The sequence below is a fragment of the Desulfosediminicola flagellatus genome (assembly GCF_005116655.2).
Taxonomy (GTDB): domain Bacteria; phylum Desulfobacterota; class Desulfobulbia; order Desulfobulbales; family Desulfocapsaceae; genus Desulfopila; species Desulfopila flagellata.
The window spans coordinates 658616-677211 of record NZ_CP050698.1; the positions used below are offsets into that span (position 1 = coordinate 658616).

Sequence of the window (18596 nt, forward strand, 5' to 3'; positions counted from 1 at the left end):
AAGTATTTTAATATCTTTGCATGGGGGGCCGGAAAGTATCCTGGCACCATCTCATGTCTGCAGCGCATGCTGAACCTGTAAGTTGATACCACATTTTTAATCGTTAGCAAGTGAAAAGTATAGGTAGGCGTTCCTATCGGGCTGATGTAACGAGTGACTGAATCTTAGTAACTGTAAAATCGCCACTTTCCCAGTTTGGCAGAATCCATACTTTACTGTTGTGTATATCTTTTTTAGACCAGTTGCCAGAAAGTTTGAGCGTTGTGTTAAGTGTTTTCCTGTGCTTGGCTTTTAAAGGATCAAGATAGATTGCTTTGGAGTATGTCTGCCCATTAATAGTGATACCAAACGTTGCGGAAACTGGACCATGGCTTTTACGCCTATTACCAGGACTAGCAGAAACAGTTATATCAAGGGAGCGAATAGTGGTGGTTTTAGAAAACTGATCGATAACGCGTGCATCTGTCTGTATGTAGAGTTGAGTGGGTTGATAACCTCGACGGTAGGTAGCCTTGCTCGTGGAGTCACAAATGGTATTTGGGTAGTCCCAGCCATCTCTGCTGTTATTTGATTTTTGTCCGCACCGCTTTTCACCCTCAATAGATGTTCCCCATGTTTTTGCAGGAAGAACCATTGGCAGGGGTGAATCGTTGCGATGTAACTTCTCTATGATTCTTTCTGAATAGAAGCCCGAATCTATCTGGCGATCATCGCTATTGTAATCAGGTGACCAGCCGTAATAGTTGTTGTGTTCACGTTTTGGTGAACTTCCCTTGTTATCAACTATTAGAACAATCTGGCGAAGTACGATGTTACCATTAAACAGCAGTTGCCATGGCCCATTGCTGCTATACGAGGGGCTGTCAATTTTCAGACGATCAAAAGTGTGCTTAGCTGTTGAGTGAAAGGCTTGAGGTGATCCGCCTATCTGTGCTTTTGAGGAAATGTTTTTGCCGACTTTAAGCTTAACGGTACCATGTCCTCTGCGACTTTTTGCAACCACTATTGCTTTACGTAAATCCAGGTGCGACAGGTCGACACCTGGAAAGCGTTTGCGCAATTCTTTTTTAAGAAAAACAGGAGTTGGATCGTTAAACCTTGAATAGATATGGCTATCCTCAAAATCCATAGTGATTCTTTCACGGTTAGTCGCAAGTGATGGGGAAGCTATTGTCAGCAGCAGTGCAATTACCAGGAAATGTATGTGTAATTTTTTGATCATGATGATTCTCCACTCTGTTGTGTATTACGTTTAATCCAGTTCAAATGACCTTATTGCATGTTCCCATGAACGTGATCAGGCATTGATCCGGTTGTTGCCTTTTGTGCTTTTAAAGTAGAGTTTGAGGTAGATAAATAATAGAGGATATAGGCCAATGTCAGCCATATACAGGCCGATGTCGACCATACATGATAGTTATTTCAGTGTGTTAGCTGATGTCTGTGTGTGAAAGGTCTCGGAGCGCAAGAAGAGGGCAGGCGGGATTCTCGTCGAATCTTAGAAGCTGATTACATAATAAAGAGAGATAGAAAACAAAAAAAAACCGGATGGCATGAAATGCCATCCGGTTGTCTGGGAGGTTGTGCAGGTGTATCCCGCATCCGTGATGAACACGGATGCGGTTTATCTATCAGGTGCTACATGCAGAGTGCAGCATGCAGAGCACGCTGTGCGTTGGCAAACTGTTCACGCTTAACTATAAACTGCATATTGGTTTGCCTTGAGGTTTGCGACACAGCAAGGATGTTAATCTTGTCATCGGCAAGTGCTTTGGCAGCCTTAGACATGATTCCCGGCTGTGCGATATTAGATCCAATTGCGCAGACAATGGCTACGAGCGAAGTTGTTACAGTTTCGAAGGTGTCACTTAGCTCGGCAACCAGTCGAGGTGTACAGTCTTTTTCATTTATGATGAGATCAATTGTATTGGCATTGGTCACCTTACTTATATATGACACCCGGTGATGTGCAAATATATTCATGATACTAAGATCAAAACCAACCTCACCAACCATACGTGTATCGTGAATCTCAAGGCAGGCTACAGAGTCTGAACCTGTAACAATCTCAACTTTGGATGTAGGTGCGATGAATTCCTTGGTAATGAGTGTACCTGGATGATCAGGATCAAATGCATTTTTCACACGAATGGGGATCGAATTAATCTCAAGAGGTTTTGAAGCTTTGGGATGAATTGCTTCCATTCCTACGTCCGCAAGCTGATCGGCCACATCATAATTAGTATTACAAACGGGGTGAGCATTGTTCTCGCCAACTGTAAGCGGGTCACCTGAGCAGAGATGATATTCTTTATGAATGATAGCCTCTGATGCACCAAGGAGTACAGCAACCTTGGAAAAGGTGACCTCCGAGTAGCCTCGGTCAAATTCTCGCATAATACCTTCTGTACCTTTGGTGTAACCGGTAGCAAAGCACATGGTAGAGAATGGGTCGAGGCGGTCAAACGAGTCTTTGATCCGGTCGTCGATGGTGAGCTGGCGACCGTCCTCCCAGCCGCTTAGGTCAACAAACGTTGTGTTGTATCCACGGTTCTTAAGGATATTAGCTGAGTTGAAGGCACTGTGCATTTCACCAAGAGATGCGAGCAGTTCTCTAGCGGCAAGAAGTAACTCTCCTCTGGTGACGTATCCGGATGCGAGTACATTATCCATCGAGCGAAGAATATTTATTGCGAGATCAATGCGATTGCCGATAAATTCGTTTGCTTCTTCTACTTCAAGGCCTGCATCTCTAAAACTTTCGTTGATTCGAAAAAGGTTATCCCGGAGGGTGAGCATTTTGATGGGGTAGTTTTCCTGCTCTTCAAAAAGCTTGTAGATTCCTGGTTTGCCAGTTTTTTTGTGTTCAAGAAGTTCGTTAGTGGTGCCAGCATAGGCTGACACGACATAAATACGACCGTAAACGTCATCTTTGTCGTGCAGAACAACGTTATCAATGATCTCAGGGAAGCGGGACATTGACGTTCCGCCAATTTTTTCAATACGTAGATTGTGCGTTCTCATAAGCTGCGTCGCCGGGGTAGAATTACAAAATAACCTGATTTTTGAGAAGAAAAGGGTACTTATCAGGCTACTCGAGGATGATCTCTGGATGGGACTTACAGGGGAAATAGACGTGTTTTCAATGTGTTTCTAATATATGGAAAGCGCCTGTAAATTCAGAGCAATGCTTAATTATCATATTTAAAAGTGACATTGCAAGCGGTTTTTGTAATGCGTGAAAGTGTCTCATAATATCTGAATTCACCTATTTAAATTCAACCCGAAAAGTCGGTAATTTGGTCGATATCGGGACATTCGAAAAACTTACCGCAGACATATGCCTGATATTCTGAGAATAAAAATCAGGGAAGCAACGCTGATATTGGGTAAACGGCTCGTTTTAAAATGGAAACTATCTGCAATTATCAGAGAATTAATATCAAAACCTGTATTTGGGCAGCTTGTTCACGCTACATCCGGTGAAGCCGAAAAATCTCATACTAAATTGGTTCATAGGTTGAACCATGAAACGGTGGAACTACAGTGGCTTCCAGTTTACGTAAAGTATTTGTTTGGTGATTCATAGTGCAAAAAGGTCAGTTGCGAAGGGTGCTTGTGCATTAAACACCTTGGATTTATAAGGGGTTTTTCGAATCTGTATATGTATTATTTATATACCACGAATAGGAAAAAAATAATATGTGCGATCTGTGCCTGCTGGTCTAAAGGTGACCAGGAAGTGCTCTAAGGTGCCTAGCATAAAAATGCCTTGACGTCGTCGCATTTGTGTTGTTAGTTTGATTTTCATGAGTGATTGTCGTGCAGTAGCGAGTGAGGGCGTAGTCTTGTTTAGGAAACCATGTTTCGCTGGAGAGAACTGGGGTTCATGGTGTTCTGCATACAATGCACAAAAAATACATTTTTTTTGCACAATTTGAAACTGCATCAAATCTGTAAGTAGTTGAAAACGCGTTTTGTTTTTCTTGACAACGGCGCGTCCTCCTTGGTAATTGATGCTCATTCAGTTCGCTATGGCTCGGGTTTCAAATTCTGAAACCAGGGTTTATAAAAACGTTACCATAAAGAGTAGTTGAACGTCGGAGGGAGATGCTCAGATGTCGACAGAAATGGTCCTTTCCTCAGTAATTTTTTTTGGCCTGGCAGTTATTATACCAGCGATCATGCTAGCAACGGCAGTGTTTGGCCCTCGGTCTGGCGGCACTGCTAAAAATGACCCGTACGAAAGCGGCATCAAGCATGTCGTGGGTATGGCCGACCAGAAGTTCAGTGTAAAATTCTACCTTCTGGCAATTCTCTTTCTCATCTTTGATATTGAAGCAGTTTTCATGTACCCGTGGGCAGTAAGTCTGCGTGAACTCGGTATGTTCGGGTTCCTGGAGATGGTAGTTTTCATCCTGTTGCTTCTTACTGGACTTATTTACATTTTAAAGAAAGGGGTGCTCAATTGGCGTTAGGATTGGAAGCCGGTCTCGGCGAATCGGTAATTACCACCAAGTTGGATGAGGTAGTCAACTGGGGGCGTCAGTACTCGCTCTGGCCCATGGTTTTCGGTACTGCGTGTTGCGCAATCGAATTCATGAGTGCCGCTGCCAGTCAGCACGATATCTCCAGATTCGGAGCGGAAGTTGTGAGATTTTCTCCACGACAGGCAGATCTTATGCTGGTATGCGGAACGATCAGCTATAAGCAGGCCCCTATTCTGAAACGAATCTATGATCAGATGCCTGAACCAAAATGGGTAGTGTCTATGGGAGCCTGCGCGAGTTCGGGCGGTATCTATGATAACTACTGCACGGTTCAGGGTATTCACAACATCATTCCAGTAGACGTTTACATTTCAGGATGCCCTCCAAGGCCGGAAGCTGTGCTGGATGCGTTAATTAAAATCCAGGAGCAGATCCAGACAGAGAGCGTACTGGTTGACCGACATAAAGACTACAAAGGAATCCTTGACTGATCATGAATGCGAAAGCTATTGAGAAAATCTGTACCGCATTACCGGGCATAGAGTGCAGGGAAGGCCTGGGATGTGTGGAGCTGACAGTGCAGCCGGAGAGTCTCGTTGATACTCTCTCGAAGCTGAAATTGTATCCTGAGTTGGATTTCGGGTTACTGGTCGATGTAACAGCCATAGATTACATGGATTATCCTGTTAAGCAGGATTGCCGTTTCTATGTGGTGTACACGCTCCGTAACTGGAAAGAAAATATGCTCGCTCAGGTGCGTATACCTGTTGCAGACCCTGAGGTAGGTATCCCAACCTGCAGTCATCTCTGGGATTCTGCTAATTGGGGTGAGCGCGAAGTCTACGATCAGTATGGCATCAATTTTATTGGCCATCCTGATATGCGACGGATACTTAACCACTGGCAGTTTACCGGGCATCCCCTTCGAAAAGATTACGATATTTTCAAACGCCAGATCTGTGAAGAAACCTACAGCATGGAACAGGAGATCAAAGATCGTCTTCTGGTAAATGGTGTAGATGAATCCACGATGCAAGACATCAATACCGAGATTATGTATTTAAATCTCGGACCTTCCCATCCGGCAACACACGGTGCAATTCGAATTTTCACAGCACTGGATGGTGAGACTATTCTGGCCAATGTGAACGAAGTAGGCTACCTGCATAGAGGTTTTGAAAAGACCGCAGAAAACAGAACCTATAACCAAGTGGTTCCACTCACTGACCGACTCAATTACTGCTCTGCAATGATGAATAACATCGCGTATATAAAAGCGGTGGAATCCTGGATGGGTATTGAAATTACTGAACGGGCTAAATTCATGCGGGTAGTTCTTTCAGAATTCTTCAGGGTTCAGGATCATCTCGTCTGTATCGCAGCAAACCTTGTCGATATGGGTGGCTTGACCAACTATTGGTACCTCTATAACGAAAAAGAATCTTCCTACGATCTGATCAGCAAATTGACAGGTGCCCGCCTGACAAGTTCTTTCACCCGTATCGGTGGTATGTACAGGGACTTTTATGAGGGTTGGGAAGGGGACATGGAATTACAACTCAAAGCTATTGAGAAAGGTGTTTCTGATTCCCTTGGACTTGTCTTAAAGAACAGAATTGTACATGACCGGACCCAGGGAGCATGTGTGCTTTCGGCCGAAACTGCTCTCTCATACGGCTTTACCGGCCCGTGCCTGCGCGCTAGCGGAGTGCCGTTTGATCTGAGGAAGGACAACCCCTACTACAATTATGAGGCGTTTGACTTTACCGTACCGGTAGGCAGTAATGGCGATATTTATGATCGGATCATGATCAGATTTGAAGAAATTTTCGAATCGATAAAAATAATTCGGCAGGCCATGAAGTTCATCCCCGAGGGTCCGGTTTTCATTAGTGATCATAAGAGTGTGCTTCCTCCTAAAGAGCAGGTTTATGGCAATATTGAAGGTCTTGCCAATCACTTCAAGCTGATTTTCGACGGTGTCAAAGTACCTGCGGGTGAGTGGTATGACAGTTATGAGGCGGCTAACGGAGAGCTTGGCTTTCACTTTGTCTCAGACGGTTCAGGAAAACCATACAAGTTAAAGGTACGTCCGCCATGTTTCTACATAATGGGTGGATTCCATGAGATGGTTGAAGGCGAGATGATTGCCGATGCTGTCATCAATCTTGGGAGTATCAACATTATCGGCGGGGAGTTGGACAGATGAGCGACCGATCAGATCTGATTATCACAGGAAAAGAGTTTGCCTTTGATGCTGAAAGAGATGCGGAGTTCGAGCGTCTTATAAAGCGCTACCCGACAAGGGAATCGATGATCCTTCCTGCATTGTGGCTTACTCAGGAGCAGGAAGGATGGATCAGTGTAGAGGCAATGGCATATATCGCCGATCGCATTGGGACATTTGCCGCAAAGGTGTATGAGGCAGCTACATTTTACACAATGTTCAATCTCAAACCGATGGGGAAATATCACATAGCGGTATGTCGTACACTTTCCTGCTGGTTGAGGGAAAAACAGGAAATCGTCGACTATCTTGCTAAAGAAGTCGGAGTGGTTCCCGGGAAAATGACAGACGACGGCAAATTCAGCCTCGAAGAGGTTGAGTGTCTCGGCCATTGCGGTACTGCACCGGTTATTCAGCTTAATGGCGAGTTCCACGAGGAAATGGATGTCGATAAATTGAAAGCACTTCTGGCAACGCTGGAATAGGAGGCGTGAGGAAATGGAAGTAAAAATTCTCAGCGAAAAATTTGATATCGAAAACGCCCACCTCCTGGAAGTTGCTAAAGAGCATGGTGCGTATTCGACGCTGGACAAAGTATTCTCCATGACACCTACAGACGTGATTGAAGAGGTTAAGAAGTCTGGTCTGCGTGGACGTGGCGGTGCTGGTTTTCCGGCTGGTGTAAAATGGAGTTTTCTCCCTAAAGGCCTTGATAAACCAACCTATCTTGCCGTTAACTCAGATGAATCTGAACCAGCGACATTTAAAGATAGATACGTACTGGTTAAAGATCCGCATATGCTGATTGAAGGAATCATCATCTGCTGCTGGGCCATTGACTGTCACGATGTCTATATCTACATCCGTGGTGAGTATACTTCACAGGTTAAGGCGTTACAGGCCGCAATCGACGAGGCGTATAAAGCCGGGTATCTGGGTGACAAGGCCGCTGGTCAGGATTTCCGCATTGATGTCACTGTTCATCGTGGAGCAGGCGCCTATGTCTGTGGTGAGGAGACTGCCTTACTCGAATCAATTGAGGGTAAAAAAGGTCAGCCTCGTTCCAAGCCACCGTTTCCCGCTGTTGAAGGACTCTACGGTTGCCCGACCATCATTAATAACGTTCAAACCATCGCTTCTCTGCCTTTCATCATGAAAAACGGGGCAGACGCCTATACCGCACACGGGACTGAAAAGAGCCCTGGAACTCATCTTTTTGGTATTTCAGGTCATGTTGAGAAGCCGGGAATGTACGAGTTACCACTGGGCCTGCCATTGATGGAAGTCATAGAGCAGGTTGCAGGCGGTGTCTGGAAAGGCCGAGGACTTAAAGGTGTAATCCCTGGTGGAAGTTCAACACCTGTATTGACCCCGGAAGAAGCAAAGACCGTGACACTTGATTACGAGTCTATGGCTGCCCACGGAACCATGTTTGGTTCCGGTGGAATCGTGGTACTCGATGAAACTGTTGATGCGGTAAAGCTCGTAGATAATCTTATCGACTTTTATCATCACGAGTCGTGCGGGCAATGTACACCATGCCGTGAAGGTCTCGGCTGGATGAAAAAAATTACCAAAAAGCTGCTCGCAGGCAAAGGAACACTGGAAGATATCGATCTGCTCCGCGAGCTGTGCGATAACATCGAAATGAAAACCGTCTGCGTACTCTCGGCTGCCTGTACTATGCCGGTGCGTAGTTATCTTGACAAGTTCCGGCATGAGTTTGAGGCATATGCCATTGACAACGTTTCTGCAGATGTCGCGCTGGAACGGAATTAGGGGTGATCATGGCTGAAATGGTAAAACTGTTTGTGAACGGCGAGGAGGTAGAAGTCGAGGAGGGTAAAAACCTCATCGATGCTATCGGTGCAGTTGGTATCGAAATTCCTCACCTCTGCTATCATCCTGCCCTTGGCGCGGACGGCAATTGCCGAATGTGTCTGGTTGGGATAGAGGAAGGACGGCCCCCAGTGGTGCCGGCATGTAAAACTCCTGCCAGGGAAGGTATGCGGGTTCAGCTGGATACTGACGTAATTAAAAAAATCCAACGCGATATCATGGAGTTTGAGCTGATAAATCACCCTACTGACTGTCCGATATGTGATCAGGCCGGTGAGTGTAAGCTCCAGGATTATTACATGGAAGTTGATCTGCAGGACAGCAGGATGCGTGTTCCGCAGGTGCAGAAAAGCAAAAATCTTGACTTTGGTTGCGGGGTTGTACACGACCAGGAACGCTGCGTTCTTTGTGGACGTTGCGTCAGGTTTACCCGGCAGATTACCAAAACCGGTGAACTTGGCATCGTCAATCGTACCGATACAGCACGGGTAAACATCTTCCCAGGGCGTCCATTAAATAACAGATACGCATTGAATATTGTCGATATCTGTCCGGTCGGTGCCATGACCAGTAAGGATTTCCGCTTTAAACAGCGGGTCTGGTTCCTGAAAAAAGATAAAGGCATTTGTCACGGTTGTGCCAAAGGGTGCAATATCTTTATCGATCATAACCGTGAGAAATATAAGGATGATATCATCTACAGATTCAGGGCTCGTCAGAATGATCTGGTCAATGGTTACTTCATATGTGATCAAGGTCGAATGAGCTACAAACTGGAAAATGAGAATCGATTGACTGTAACACGTATAGATGGAGCTGAAGCTGATTTCGCGGACGGTGTCCAGAGAATTCAGCAGCAACTCAGTATGGCACAAAAGCCGTTGTTGCTTGTCTCTCCAAACTCTACTCTTGAACAGCAGTGGTCAGTTAAGCGGATTGCAACCCTTTTCGGAGCAACATGCTCTGGTTATAGCGATGCCTATATCAAAGAGGGTGACGGTGACGATTATCTCATCAGTGACGATAAGTCAGCGAATCGAAAAGGCCTTCAACTTCTTGAAATCGATAGTGATAAAGAATCATTTGAAAAAGCTCTGAAGGGATGTGATCTGCTGGTGAGCTTTGATAATGACCTCTTCATGTTCGACAAAAACAGTGAATTCAAAGCGCTGGTTGAATCTAAGAAACTGCTGTCTATATCCAGTCATGATAATGCAATGACCAAGGCGAGTCTTGTTGCTCTGCCAGTGTTATCCTACTCAGAGTATGACGGAACAATTGTCAATGAAGACGGTGTACTGCAAACGTTCCGCAAGGCTGTTCGGAAAAACGAGGAAGCAGTCGATATACTCGAAGTAACCCGAATGCTTGGTGGCGCAGTTCGCGATAAAGAGCAGGCCTGGCCGGGCATGAGAACCACAGTAAATGTTCTGGCTGATATTCAATCTGATCAGATCCCTGCAGAGGGGTTGCAACTTCCAGAAAGCGAGGAGGCCCATGTCAGCGCTTGATTTTCTACTAGTCATTGTACGTATTGCCTTCGGGGTTTTCGTTCCACTCAGCTTTGTGGCAGTACTGGTGTGGATGGAACGTCGTGGAGCAGGATACTTCCAGGATCGATCCGGCCCTAACCGTTGTCATGTGATGGGGTTCAGGGCAGGTGGTCTGATTCAGAATATCGCTGATGCAGTAAAACTGATATTCAAGGAAGACATCGTTCCGGGACATATAACACATAAATTCTACTTTATACTGGCGCCGACGCTGGTGTTTATCACCGCTATCCTCTCCTTTGCAGTTGTGCCGTTTGCTGACACACTGATTCTGGGCGAGAACAGCTATGTCATGCAGGGGATTCCTACAGATGTCGGTATCCTCTGGTTCCTTGCTGTAGTCGGTTTCGGCGTGTACGGAATCATCCTTGCCGGTTGGTCATCTCATAACAAGTACGGTGTGCTGGGTGGTCTTCGCGCTGCAGCGCAGGTTATTAGTTATGAAATCCCGATGGGCTTGGCGATTGTATCTCTGTTAACCATTTACTCGACAGTAAATCTCAGCGAGATGGCACAATATCAGGGACAGCTACTCTTCGGATTCATCCCGATGTGGGGTGTGTTCCTGCAACCTCTCGGGGTTATCATTTTCATCGTGGCTGCCTTTGCCGAGACTAACCGGACACCCTTTGACCTTGCAGAAGGTGAGAGTGAGATTGTTGCTGGTTTCCATGTTGAGTACAGTTCCATGAAGTTTGCTCTCTTCTTCATGGGAGAATATGTAGCGATGTTTGTCTCCTCAGCCCTGATCGTAACGCTCTACTTCGGTAGCTACCAGATTCCATGGTTCAGCACCGAGACACTTGCTAATAACGCTAAACCTGTTGTTATTTTTCTGATGCTGGCTATCCCTGCAGCCGCCTATCTGTTCAACAACTGGATGAAGAAGAATAACCGCAGCCATTATAACCGGCCAAACGATCCACGAATTCGTGAGACTCAGGTTTACTCGGCGGTTCTCTGGAGCATTGTTGTGTTCCTTGAGGTCATCTTTATCGGGTTTCTGATTTTCTCCACGGGTGGAGCAGGAGCACGAATTCTTGTAGCTCTGCTGCAGATTAGTTGTTTCCTGTTCAAGACATTTCTGATGTGTTTCGTCTATGTCTGGGTTCGATGGACATTACCCCGGTTCCGTTATGATCAGTTGCAGAAACTCGGTTGGCAGAAGCTCCTGCCGCTGGCTCTGCTGAATATTTTCATTACCAGCGCAGTTGTTGTGTCTCTGGCTTAAGGGGAACTGTAATGAGCATAAAAGTTAAAACAATTGAGCGAAAAGGCGCGACGTTTCTCGAGCAGCTATATCTGGTCGAGATTGCCAAGGGAATGATAGTAACTCTTGGTCACTTCGTACGAAATGTACTGGATAATTCGCGTCTCTATGTTCGGCATTATCCTGAAGTTAAACCTGAGATATCTCCTCGCTGGCGCGGACGTCACCGACTGACAACACACGAGGATGGAACCGTTAAATGTGTCGCATGCTATATGTGTCAGACTAACTGTCCATCAAACTGCATAATGATTGAGGCCGGAGAACGTACAGATGGCAGGACTGAAAAACTGCCTGTCCGGTTTGATATTGATCTGCTGGAATGCATCTACTGCGGCTACTGTGTTGAGGCCTGTCCAATGGACGCAATACGCATGGATACAGGGATCTTTTCAGTGACCAGTTATAACAGAGAATCGATGATGATAGGTCTTGATGAACTGCTAACAACTCCTGGTGGTTTTACAGAAGAAGACTACAAGAAGGGAGGGTGCTGATATCATGGTTTCCACAATACTCTTTTCCGCTTTTTCAGTACTTGCTGTAGCGGGTGCTGCAGGGCTTGTACTGCTCAGGCATCCTATGAACGGGGCAATGAGTTTCATCATTACCCTGATCTCGCTTGCAGGATTGTATGCGTTGCTCTCGGCAAAGCTGATATTTGCAATTCAGCTCATTGTCTATGCCGGTGCGATTATGTCCCTGATCCTCTTTATCATCATGTTCCTGAACATCGGTGAAAAAGATCTTCCTGATGAGTCAAGTCGCTGGTTTTACTTTGCAGGTGGTGCGGTAGTAATCGCTCCGATGGCGATATTTCTGCTCAAGGTTGTCAATAAACTGCCAGGTGTCGAGGCGACAATAGTCGGCAACGGTTTTGGTAGTACGAAAGAAGTGGGTAAGCTCCTGTTTAGAGAATGGCTGCTTCCATTTGAAATTGTATCAATTCTCCTGCTGGTGGCACTTGTTGGTGCCGTTGTTCTGGCAGGTAAGAGGGAGGGCGGAGCGTGATTGTAAATTATCTTTCATTAAGCGTCATACTCTTTTGCCTCGGGCTACTTGGAGTTATTTCCCGTCGCAACGTGTTCACCGTGTTCATGTCTATTGAGCTGATGCTCAACGCAGCGAACCTGACATTTGTTGCGTTGGCCCGACTTCACGAAAGTATGGACGGACATGTACTGGCCCTGATGGTGATGGCTGTTGCCGCGGCTGAAGCAGCGCTGGCACTGGCGGTCGTAATTCTTTTGCATAAGCATAAAGGCAACCTGGATACCAACGTATTCAGCCTGTTGAGAGGGTGAAACGATGGAACACAATGTGACATTTCTCGGAATGATCCCCTTGTTGCCACTGTTTGGGGCAATAATCCTCGGACTGATGCATTTAATGAAATGCAAGGGTGTCAGTTTTTCTGAAAAAACGTATGGAATTATCGCCTGTGTGGGACCCGGCCTAGCAACACTTATGGCCTTAAAGGTCTATTTTAATCTTCGGGGACTGCCTGAAGAAGCACGGTTTCTTGTACATGACGCATTTACATGGATGCAGGTTGGTGAACTGAAAATAACCATGGGCTTCTTTGCTGATCCACTCAGCTCGCTCATGCTGCTTTTCGTCACCTTCATTGGTACACTGATTCATATCTATTCAATAGCGTACATGTCAGAAGATGAGAATTACGGAAAATTCTTCTGCTACCTGAATCTGTTTCTTGGTTCCATGTTAATACTGGTACTTGGTAACGGACCTGTCGTAATGTTTGTTGGCTGGGAAGGTGTGGGGCTCTGTTCATATCTGCTTATCAGCTATTACTCAACCGATACGAACAATGTTATTGCAGGCAATAAAGCATTCATTGTTAACCGAATTGGTGACCTCGGCTTTGTACTTGGTATGTCATTTCTTTTCTGGGCCATCGGTTCAGGAGGATTTGATTATATGTCACTTCGGGAGAATGCACATCAGCTGACTCCTGCTATAGGATTGACTGTCTGTCTGCTGCTCTTTGTTGGAGCCACAGGCAAATCTGCCCAGATTCCGCTCTATGTCTGGTTGCCTGACGCCATGGCCGGCCCTACACCTGTTTCCGCCCTGATCCATGCGGCAACAATGGTAACTGCCGGTGTCTATATGGTAGCCCGTTTCAGCTTCCTCTATATTGAGGTTCCGCTTGCAGGTTCGATCATTGCCTGGACCGGTATCCTAACGGCGCTTCTGGCAGCAATTTTTGGTTGTTTTCAACGTGATATTAAAAAGATACTTGCTTACTCAACTGTGAGTCAGCTTGGCTATATGTTTGCCGGTGTTGGTGTTGCAGCATATTCAGCCGGTATTTTTCATGTTTTCACTCACGCATTCTTCAAAGCACTGCTCTTTCTCGGTGCCGGTTCAGTTATCTACGCTATGCACCACGAGCAGGATATCTGGAAGATGGGTGGTTTGAAAGATAAGTTACCTGTCACCTATAAGACTATGTTGATTGGTGCGCTGGCACTTGCAGGCTGTCCGTTATTCTCAGGGTTTTTCAGTAAGGATGAAATTCTCTTTATGGCACTGGCAACAGGTCATTGGGGAATCTGGTTAGTCGGCCTTCTGGTTGCAGTGATGACCGCTTACTACACCTTCAGAATGTTTTTTATTGTCTTTCATGGCAAGCCACGTGATCAGCATGCTTACGATGAAGCCCATGAGCCACCAAAGGTTATGACTGTACCGCTCATTATTCTTGCAGTTGGCGCGCTGTTTGCCGGTTACCTGAATGTACCGTCAATTCTTGGTGGCGATCTGGAAGTGTCTCACTGGCTGGCTCCTAGTCTCTCCGAGCATCATCCACATGTGAGCGCATGGGTAGCAGTGTTTGCTGTGCTTGCAAGTATTCTTGCTTTCGCCGGCGGTATCTATATCGCCTGGAAGAAATTTGGTGTCGAGGATGCCGAAGAGCCGATTTACACAGGTCTTAAGAATTTTGCTTATAACAAGTTCTTTGTAGATGAGCTGTATCACTACCTGCTGGTTGTTCCATATAAGTTTTTTGGAAAAACCATCTGGAAGCAGATCGAACCCTTTGTAACGGATGGCCCGGTTAAAGCGATTGTCTGGCTGTACGGAGCATTGGCTAACGCTTTCAAAGTCGTACAGGCAGGGTATGTACGGGTGTATGCGATATACATGGTAATAGGGCTCAGTATCCTGAGTATTATGATCTCCCGTTCACTGAATCTGTAAAGGTGGAATAATGTTAGAGAATATCCTGTCACTAATGATTTTTCTCCCCATTGTTGCCGGTTTTGGGGTGCTCCTTCTACCGATTAAGGAGGGGATGGCCAGACTTATCGGCTTTCTGGCATCAGCATTGGTTTTCCTGCTGGGCTTGAAGATTTTCTTCAATTTCTCCGGAACCGGTGGCTTGGAGTTTGTGCAAAAAGTACCGTGGTTTGAGTCTGTTGGTATCAGCTATCATCTCGGTGTAGACGGCATTTCACTTCTTGTATTGCTGGCTGGTTCATGTCTGTTTCCTATGGTGTATATGCTTCTTACCACCAAGAGCAAAGGGTTCTACGCGAACTTACTTATCGCTCAGGGTGCCATGCTGGGAGCTGTTGCAGCAGCGGATATGATCCTGTTTTATATGTTCTGGGAAGTTATGCTCTTACCGATCTTCTTTATGATCGGCCTCTACGGTGGACCAAACAGACTGTCTGCAACATTAAAGATTACTCTCTACACTATTGCCGGTTCGCTCTTTATGCTGGCGGCAATAATATATGTAGGTGTGGCGTATCATGCTCAGACAGGCATCTGGAGTTTTGAGATTGCAGAAGTGACCAAGATGAGTCTTACAGGTGGTGCAGCTACTGCAGCATTTGTATTCTTCATGCTGGCCTTTGCGATAAAAATTCCTCTGTTTCCATTCCATACCTGGCTGCCTGATGCCTACACAGAAGCTCCTACAGCGGCGACCTTTATGTTATCCGCTGTTATGGCCAAAATAGGCGTCTATGCTGTAATCAGGTTTGTACTGCCGGTTTTTGGTGAGGATCTGGGACGTTACGCAATCATTCTCGCTTATTCAGGTGTTATCGGGATGATGTACTGTGGAATCGCAGCGATTGCCCAGAAAGATTTCAAGCGCATGCTGGCATTTTCTTCAGCTTCGCATATGGGAATTATTGCAGTTGGCGTCTTCTGTATGAATGTTCAGGCACTGACCGGAACTCTCTATCAGATCGTCGCTCACGCAACCAGCACAGGCGTACTGTTTCTCCTGCTCGGTCTTATCGAAGAACGTATGGAGACGAGAAAGATCGCAGATCTTGGTGGTATTGCCTATAAGGCACCAATATTTGCAGTGTTCTTTGCTATCGCTATGCTCGCTTCTGTAGGTCTGCCTGGAACAAGCGGGTTTATCGGTGAATTCCTGATTATCCTCGGCGCGGTGAAGTTTAACGTAGTAATAGGCGTCCTTGCAGGAACGACTCTGATAATCGGTGTCTGCTATATGCTCTGGATGTTTCAGCGCGTATTCTTTGAGAAGAATAACGATCGCACCGATGGTTTCAAAGATCTGACAGGTCTTGAAACTGTGACCATTCTGCCGGTAATTGTGCTGATTATTGTTATGGGAATTTATCCGCAGCCATTTCTGGCTAAAGTGACTCCTGCGGCGCAGAAGCAGATCGCATCTATCAATACTGTACAGCAGGCACTGGTAGATACAAACGTTCCGGTTTTGGAACAAATACAGGAAAAGAATTGAGGCCGGGTGACTGACTATGCTGGATTTTATCATAATACTTCCGTTACTTGTGGTTGGTGCAGGGGCAATCACGCTCATGCTGTTGGCTTCGATGGAGAGCCTGAATGAAGGGAATACTGCTCTGGTCGCCATGGGTATATTCGCGTTTGCCTTCGCTGTACAACTGATGATGAGCGTTACCGGCAGTGTGACTCCTTATGGCACTGTCTTTAATGGGATGCTGGTAGCCAACACATTTACCAAGGCTGCCGGTCTGATTATTCTTGCATGCGGATTTGTCAGCTGCATGATCGCTCAGACATATTTCTCCCAGAACAAACTGAAGACTCCGGAGTTCTACAGTCTGGTCATGTTTGCTGCATGCGGAATGTTGCTGCTGACAATGTCTGCTGAACTTATAACGCTCTTTATTGCTCTTGAGATCATGTCGCTGGCAATTTATGTTCTGGTCGGCTATGACCGCTCAAGCATAAAGCGTTCTGAAGCAGTTTTGAAATATCTCATGCTGGGTGCGTTTGCAGGTTCATTCTTTACGATGGGTGCCGCACTTATCTACGGCGCTGTTGAGTCAACACGCTTTGTGGCTATTTCAGAGTACCTCTCAACCACAAACTTTTTGAATAGCCCCGCTATGGCAGCTGGTGCTTTCCTGGTGATTGTTGCCTTCCTGTTCAAGGTTGCAGCATTCCCATTTCACGCCTGGGTTGTCGATGTATATGACGGCGCTCCATTACCGGTCACTGCCTTTATGGCAACTGCTGTTAAAACAGCAATATTTGCAGTTTTTGCTAATTTTCTGGTGCTTGATGGTGGTCTCAAAGAGGTGTGGATAGACTATCTGTTCTACATTGCAGTGTTTACAATGTTTGCCGGTAACCTGATCGCCATAGGCCAGAACACCTTGAAACGCATGCTGGCAGCATCGGGTATCGTTCATTCCGGTTATCTGATTATCGCCCTGGTTGCAGTCGGAACCGAAGATTTCACCGGCGGCGTTATCATGTTCTACCTGGCTGCATATTCAATCTCAACACTTGGTGTGTTTGCTGCGATAACATATCTTTGCGGCAAGGATGAGAAACGAGTCAGCTTTGATGATTTCAAAGGTCTGGCAAAGGTTCGACCATACTCAGCCGCGGCTATTACGATTTTCATGCTGTCAATGGCAGGAATTCCGCCGACGGCAGGTTTTATGGGTAAGTTTTATATTATCGCTGATGCGATCAGAGCCGGGCATATGGCACTCGCAGTGCTGGGTATTGTCTCAAGTGTCCTGTCAATGTGGTATTACCTGAGACTGGTTGTACTGATGTATTTCAAAGAGCCTGAAAATACATTTGAGTCAGAAGGAATGTCACTGGCACCTGTAGGTACAGTAATTCTTGCCTTCTGTGTGTTTGCGATCGGTTTTTACCCGGTCCTGTTGTAGGGATGGCAAAACAGTTCTGACACTTCCGGAGTGCGCTGAAGACTGCGAGAACAACGAGCTAATCATTATCCAGTTTTTAAACGCCGGGAACTCAATATAATGGTAATCAAAGGAGTGAATTACATATGAAAGTAAAAGATATTCTGGCTTCAAAAGGTTCCAGAGTAATCACAACGCATGAAGATAGTATGATAGTTGATGTAATGGCTATCTTCTTTGCGAATAAGGTTGGTTCCTTGCTGGTTGTTGATAAAAACGACAAAATTCTCGGACTTGTTGCACCGTCTGATGTTCTCAAGGCTGTGCATCAAAAACTGGATAAGGTTCCGGTGATGAAAGTCAAAGAGGTGATGGTTACTGACCTCATCGTTGCTACTCCTGAAGATGATATTGCGTATATTCAGAATATTATGACTGAAAATCGAGTACGTCATATTCCTGTTCTCGAAAGTGGCAAACTGGTTGGCCTTGTTTCGATCGGTGACGTTGTTAAAGCCCAGATGACCGAAAAGAACGTCGAAAATAAGTATCTTAAAGATTATATCGAAGGTAAATATCCAGCCTGATTGACCCGTTCTACCAAAAGATCCTCTGCTGCACGCTTTTCCCTCCTTTGCTGTGCAGCGAGGATCTGATTTTTTAGTAACTCTTTCTACCTTCCTTTCTCTGATAGTTCTTCTTCCCACAGAAACTCATAATTACCAGCCTCAAAAGTGAGCATTTACAATTCCGTTGTTTGAAATTTCCTGTGCTACGACGAGTTGACGACTCTATCTCGACCAATGCAGCAAACATCTCAGACCTTACTCCTTACCCGAAACTTTACCTGGTTGAGTTTGAGAGGGTATTTGAAAAGATAATCAGAAATGTGGGCTCAACATTTGACCGACAACAGTGGTCAATTTAAATTTCATGTCCTTTAAAAACAGATAGAGTATGATTACTGTCCAGTTTTACATGACTGAATTGAGAGCCTATTATTTCTTTAATTGAACACATATAAGGTGATGCACTTGAACTTTTTTAAAA

At 45.7% G+C, this 18596-nt stretch carries 17 protein-coding genes; 15 read left to right on the top strand and 2 right to left on the bottom strand.

Annotated elements, in window-relative coordinates:
- Positions 1 to 133: 133 nt before the first annotated feature.
- Together FCL46_RS02815 and FCL46_RS02820 are read right to left on the bottom strand one after the other, a co-directional pair.
- A complete protein-coding gene (locus FCL46_RS02815; protein WP_136810190.1) occupies positions 134 to 1222 on the bottom strand; it encodes a hypothetical protein in 1089 nt (362 codons plus the stop codon).
- A 416-nt stretch (positions 1223 to 1638) separates the two neighbouring features.
- Positions 1639 to 3024 carry an aspartate kinase gene (locus tag FCL46_RS02820; RefSeq protein WP_136810191.1) on the bottom strand — a complete coding sequence of 462 codons (1386 nt, stop codon included), beginning with the start codon at positions 3022 to 3024 and terminating at the stop codon, positions 1639 to 1641.
- 316 nt (positions 3025 to 3340) lie between these two features.
- Between FCL46_RS02820 and FCL46_RS02825 the strand changes: the two genes are divergently transcribed.
- The 15 genes from FCL46_RS02825 to FCL46_RS02895 all read left to right on the top strand — a co-directional run bounded on the left by FCL46_RS02825 (position 3341) and on the right by FCL46_RS02895 (position 18133).
- Complete coding sequence (locus FCL46_RS02825; RefSeq protein ID WP_136810192.1) at positions 3341 to 3589, top strand: hypothetical protein; 249 nt, start codon at positions 3341 to 3343, stop codon at positions 3587 to 3589.
- Positions 3590 to 4118: 529 nt separating this feature from the next.
- The gene (gene ndhC / locus FCL46_RS02830; protein ID WP_136810193.1) at positions 4119 to 4478 is read left to right on the top strand and encodes an NADH-quinone oxidoreductase subunit A; all 360 of its coding nucleotides are present in this window, start codon (positions 4119 to 4121) and stop codon (positions 4476 to 4478) included.
- Positions 4469 to 4981, top strand: coding sequence for an NADH-quinone oxidoreductase subunit B (locus FCL46_RS02835; protein WP_136810194.1), 513 nt, complete (start codon positions 4469 to 4471; stop codon positions 4979 to 4981). Before ndhC ends, FCL46_RS02835 begins: the two co-directional genes overlap by 10 nt.
- 2 nt (positions 4982 to 4983) lie before the next feature.
- Positions 4984 to 6699, top strand: a complete 1716-nt coding sequence (locus FCL46_RS02840; RefSeq protein ID WP_136810195.1) for an NADH-quinone oxidoreductase subunit D — start codon at positions 4984 to 4986, stop codon at positions 6697 to 6699.
- Positions 6696 to 7202 carry an NADH-quinone oxidoreductase subunit NuoE family protein gene (locus FCL46_RS02845; RefSeq protein WP_136810196.1) on the top strand — a complete coding sequence of 169 codons (507 nt, stop codon included), beginning with the start codon at positions 6696 to 6698 and terminating at the stop codon, positions 7200 to 7202. The genes FCL46_RS02840 and FCL46_RS02845 overlap by 4 nt, the downstream gene beginning before the upstream one ends.
- A gap of 13 nt (positions 7203 to 7215) precedes the next feature.
- The gene (gene nuoF, locus FCL46_RS02850; protein WP_136810197.1) at positions 7216 to 8496 is read left to right on the top strand and encodes an NADH-quinone oxidoreductase subunit NuoF; all 1281 of its coding nucleotides are present in this window, start codon (positions 7216 to 7218) and stop codon (positions 8494 to 8496) included.
- Between the two features lie 8 nt (positions 8497 to 8504).
- Entirely contained in the window at positions 8505 to 10067 is a 1563-nt protein-coding gene (locus FCL46_RS02855) for an NADH-quinone oxidoreductase subunit G (protein WP_136810198.1), read from the top strand.
- The gene (locus FCL46_RS02860) at positions 10054 to 11340 is read left to right on the top strand and encodes a complex I subunit 1/NuoH family protein (protein ID WP_136810199.1); all 1287 of its coding nucleotides are present in this window, start codon (positions 10054 to 10056) and stop codon (positions 11338 to 11340) included. Before FCL46_RS02855 ends, FCL46_RS02860 begins: the two co-directional genes overlap by 14 nt.
- An 11-nt stretch (positions 11341 to 11351) precedes the next feature.
- Positions 11352 to 11876 (top strand): NuoI/complex I 23 kDa subunit family protein, encoded by a 525-nt coding sequence (locus FCL46_RS02865; RefSeq protein ID WP_176371581.1) that lies wholly within the window; start codon positions 11352 to 11354, stop codon positions 11874 to 11876.
- A gap of 4 nt (positions 11877 to 11880) precedes the next feature.
- On the top strand, positions 11881 to 12390 hold the full coding sequence (locus tag FCL46_RS02870; RefSeq protein WP_136810200.1) for an NADH-quinone oxidoreductase subunit J family protein: 510 nt from the start codon (positions 11881 to 11883) through the stop codon (positions 12388 to 12390).
- Positions 12387 to 12683: an NADH-quinone oxidoreductase subunit NuoK gene (gene nuoK / locus FCL46_RS02875; RefSeq protein ID WP_136810201.1), complete on the top strand. Its 297-nt coding sequence runs from the start codon at positions 12387 to 12389 to the stop codon at positions 12681 to 12683. Before FCL46_RS02870 ends, nuoK begins: the two co-directional genes overlap by 4 nt.
- Before the next feature lie 4 nt (positions 12684 to 12687).
- Positions 12688 to 14607, top strand: a complete 1920-nt coding sequence (gene nuoL, locus FCL46_RS02880) for an NADH-quinone oxidoreductase subunit L (RefSeq protein ID WP_136810202.1) — start codon at positions 12688 to 12690, stop codon at positions 14605 to 14607.
- 10 nt (positions 14608 to 14617) lie between these two features.
- Positions 14618 to 16138: a complex I subunit 4 family protein gene (locus tag FCL46_RS02885; RefSeq protein ID WP_136810203.1), complete on the top strand. Its 1521-nt coding sequence runs from the start codon at positions 14618 to 14620 to the stop codon at positions 16136 to 16138.
- Between the two features lie 16 nt (positions 16139 to 16154).
- Positions 16155 to 17567, top strand: coding sequence for an NADH-quinone oxidoreductase subunit N (locus tag FCL46_RS02890; protein WP_136810204.1), 1413 nt, complete (start codon positions 16155 to 16157; stop codon positions 17565 to 17567).
- Positions 17568 to 17692: 125 nt separating this feature from the next.
- A complete protein-coding gene (locus FCL46_RS02895) occupies positions 17693 to 18133 on the top strand; it encodes a CBS domain-containing protein (protein ID WP_136810205.1) in 441 nt (146 codons plus the stop codon).
- Positions 18134 to 18596 lie beyond the last annotated feature (463 nt).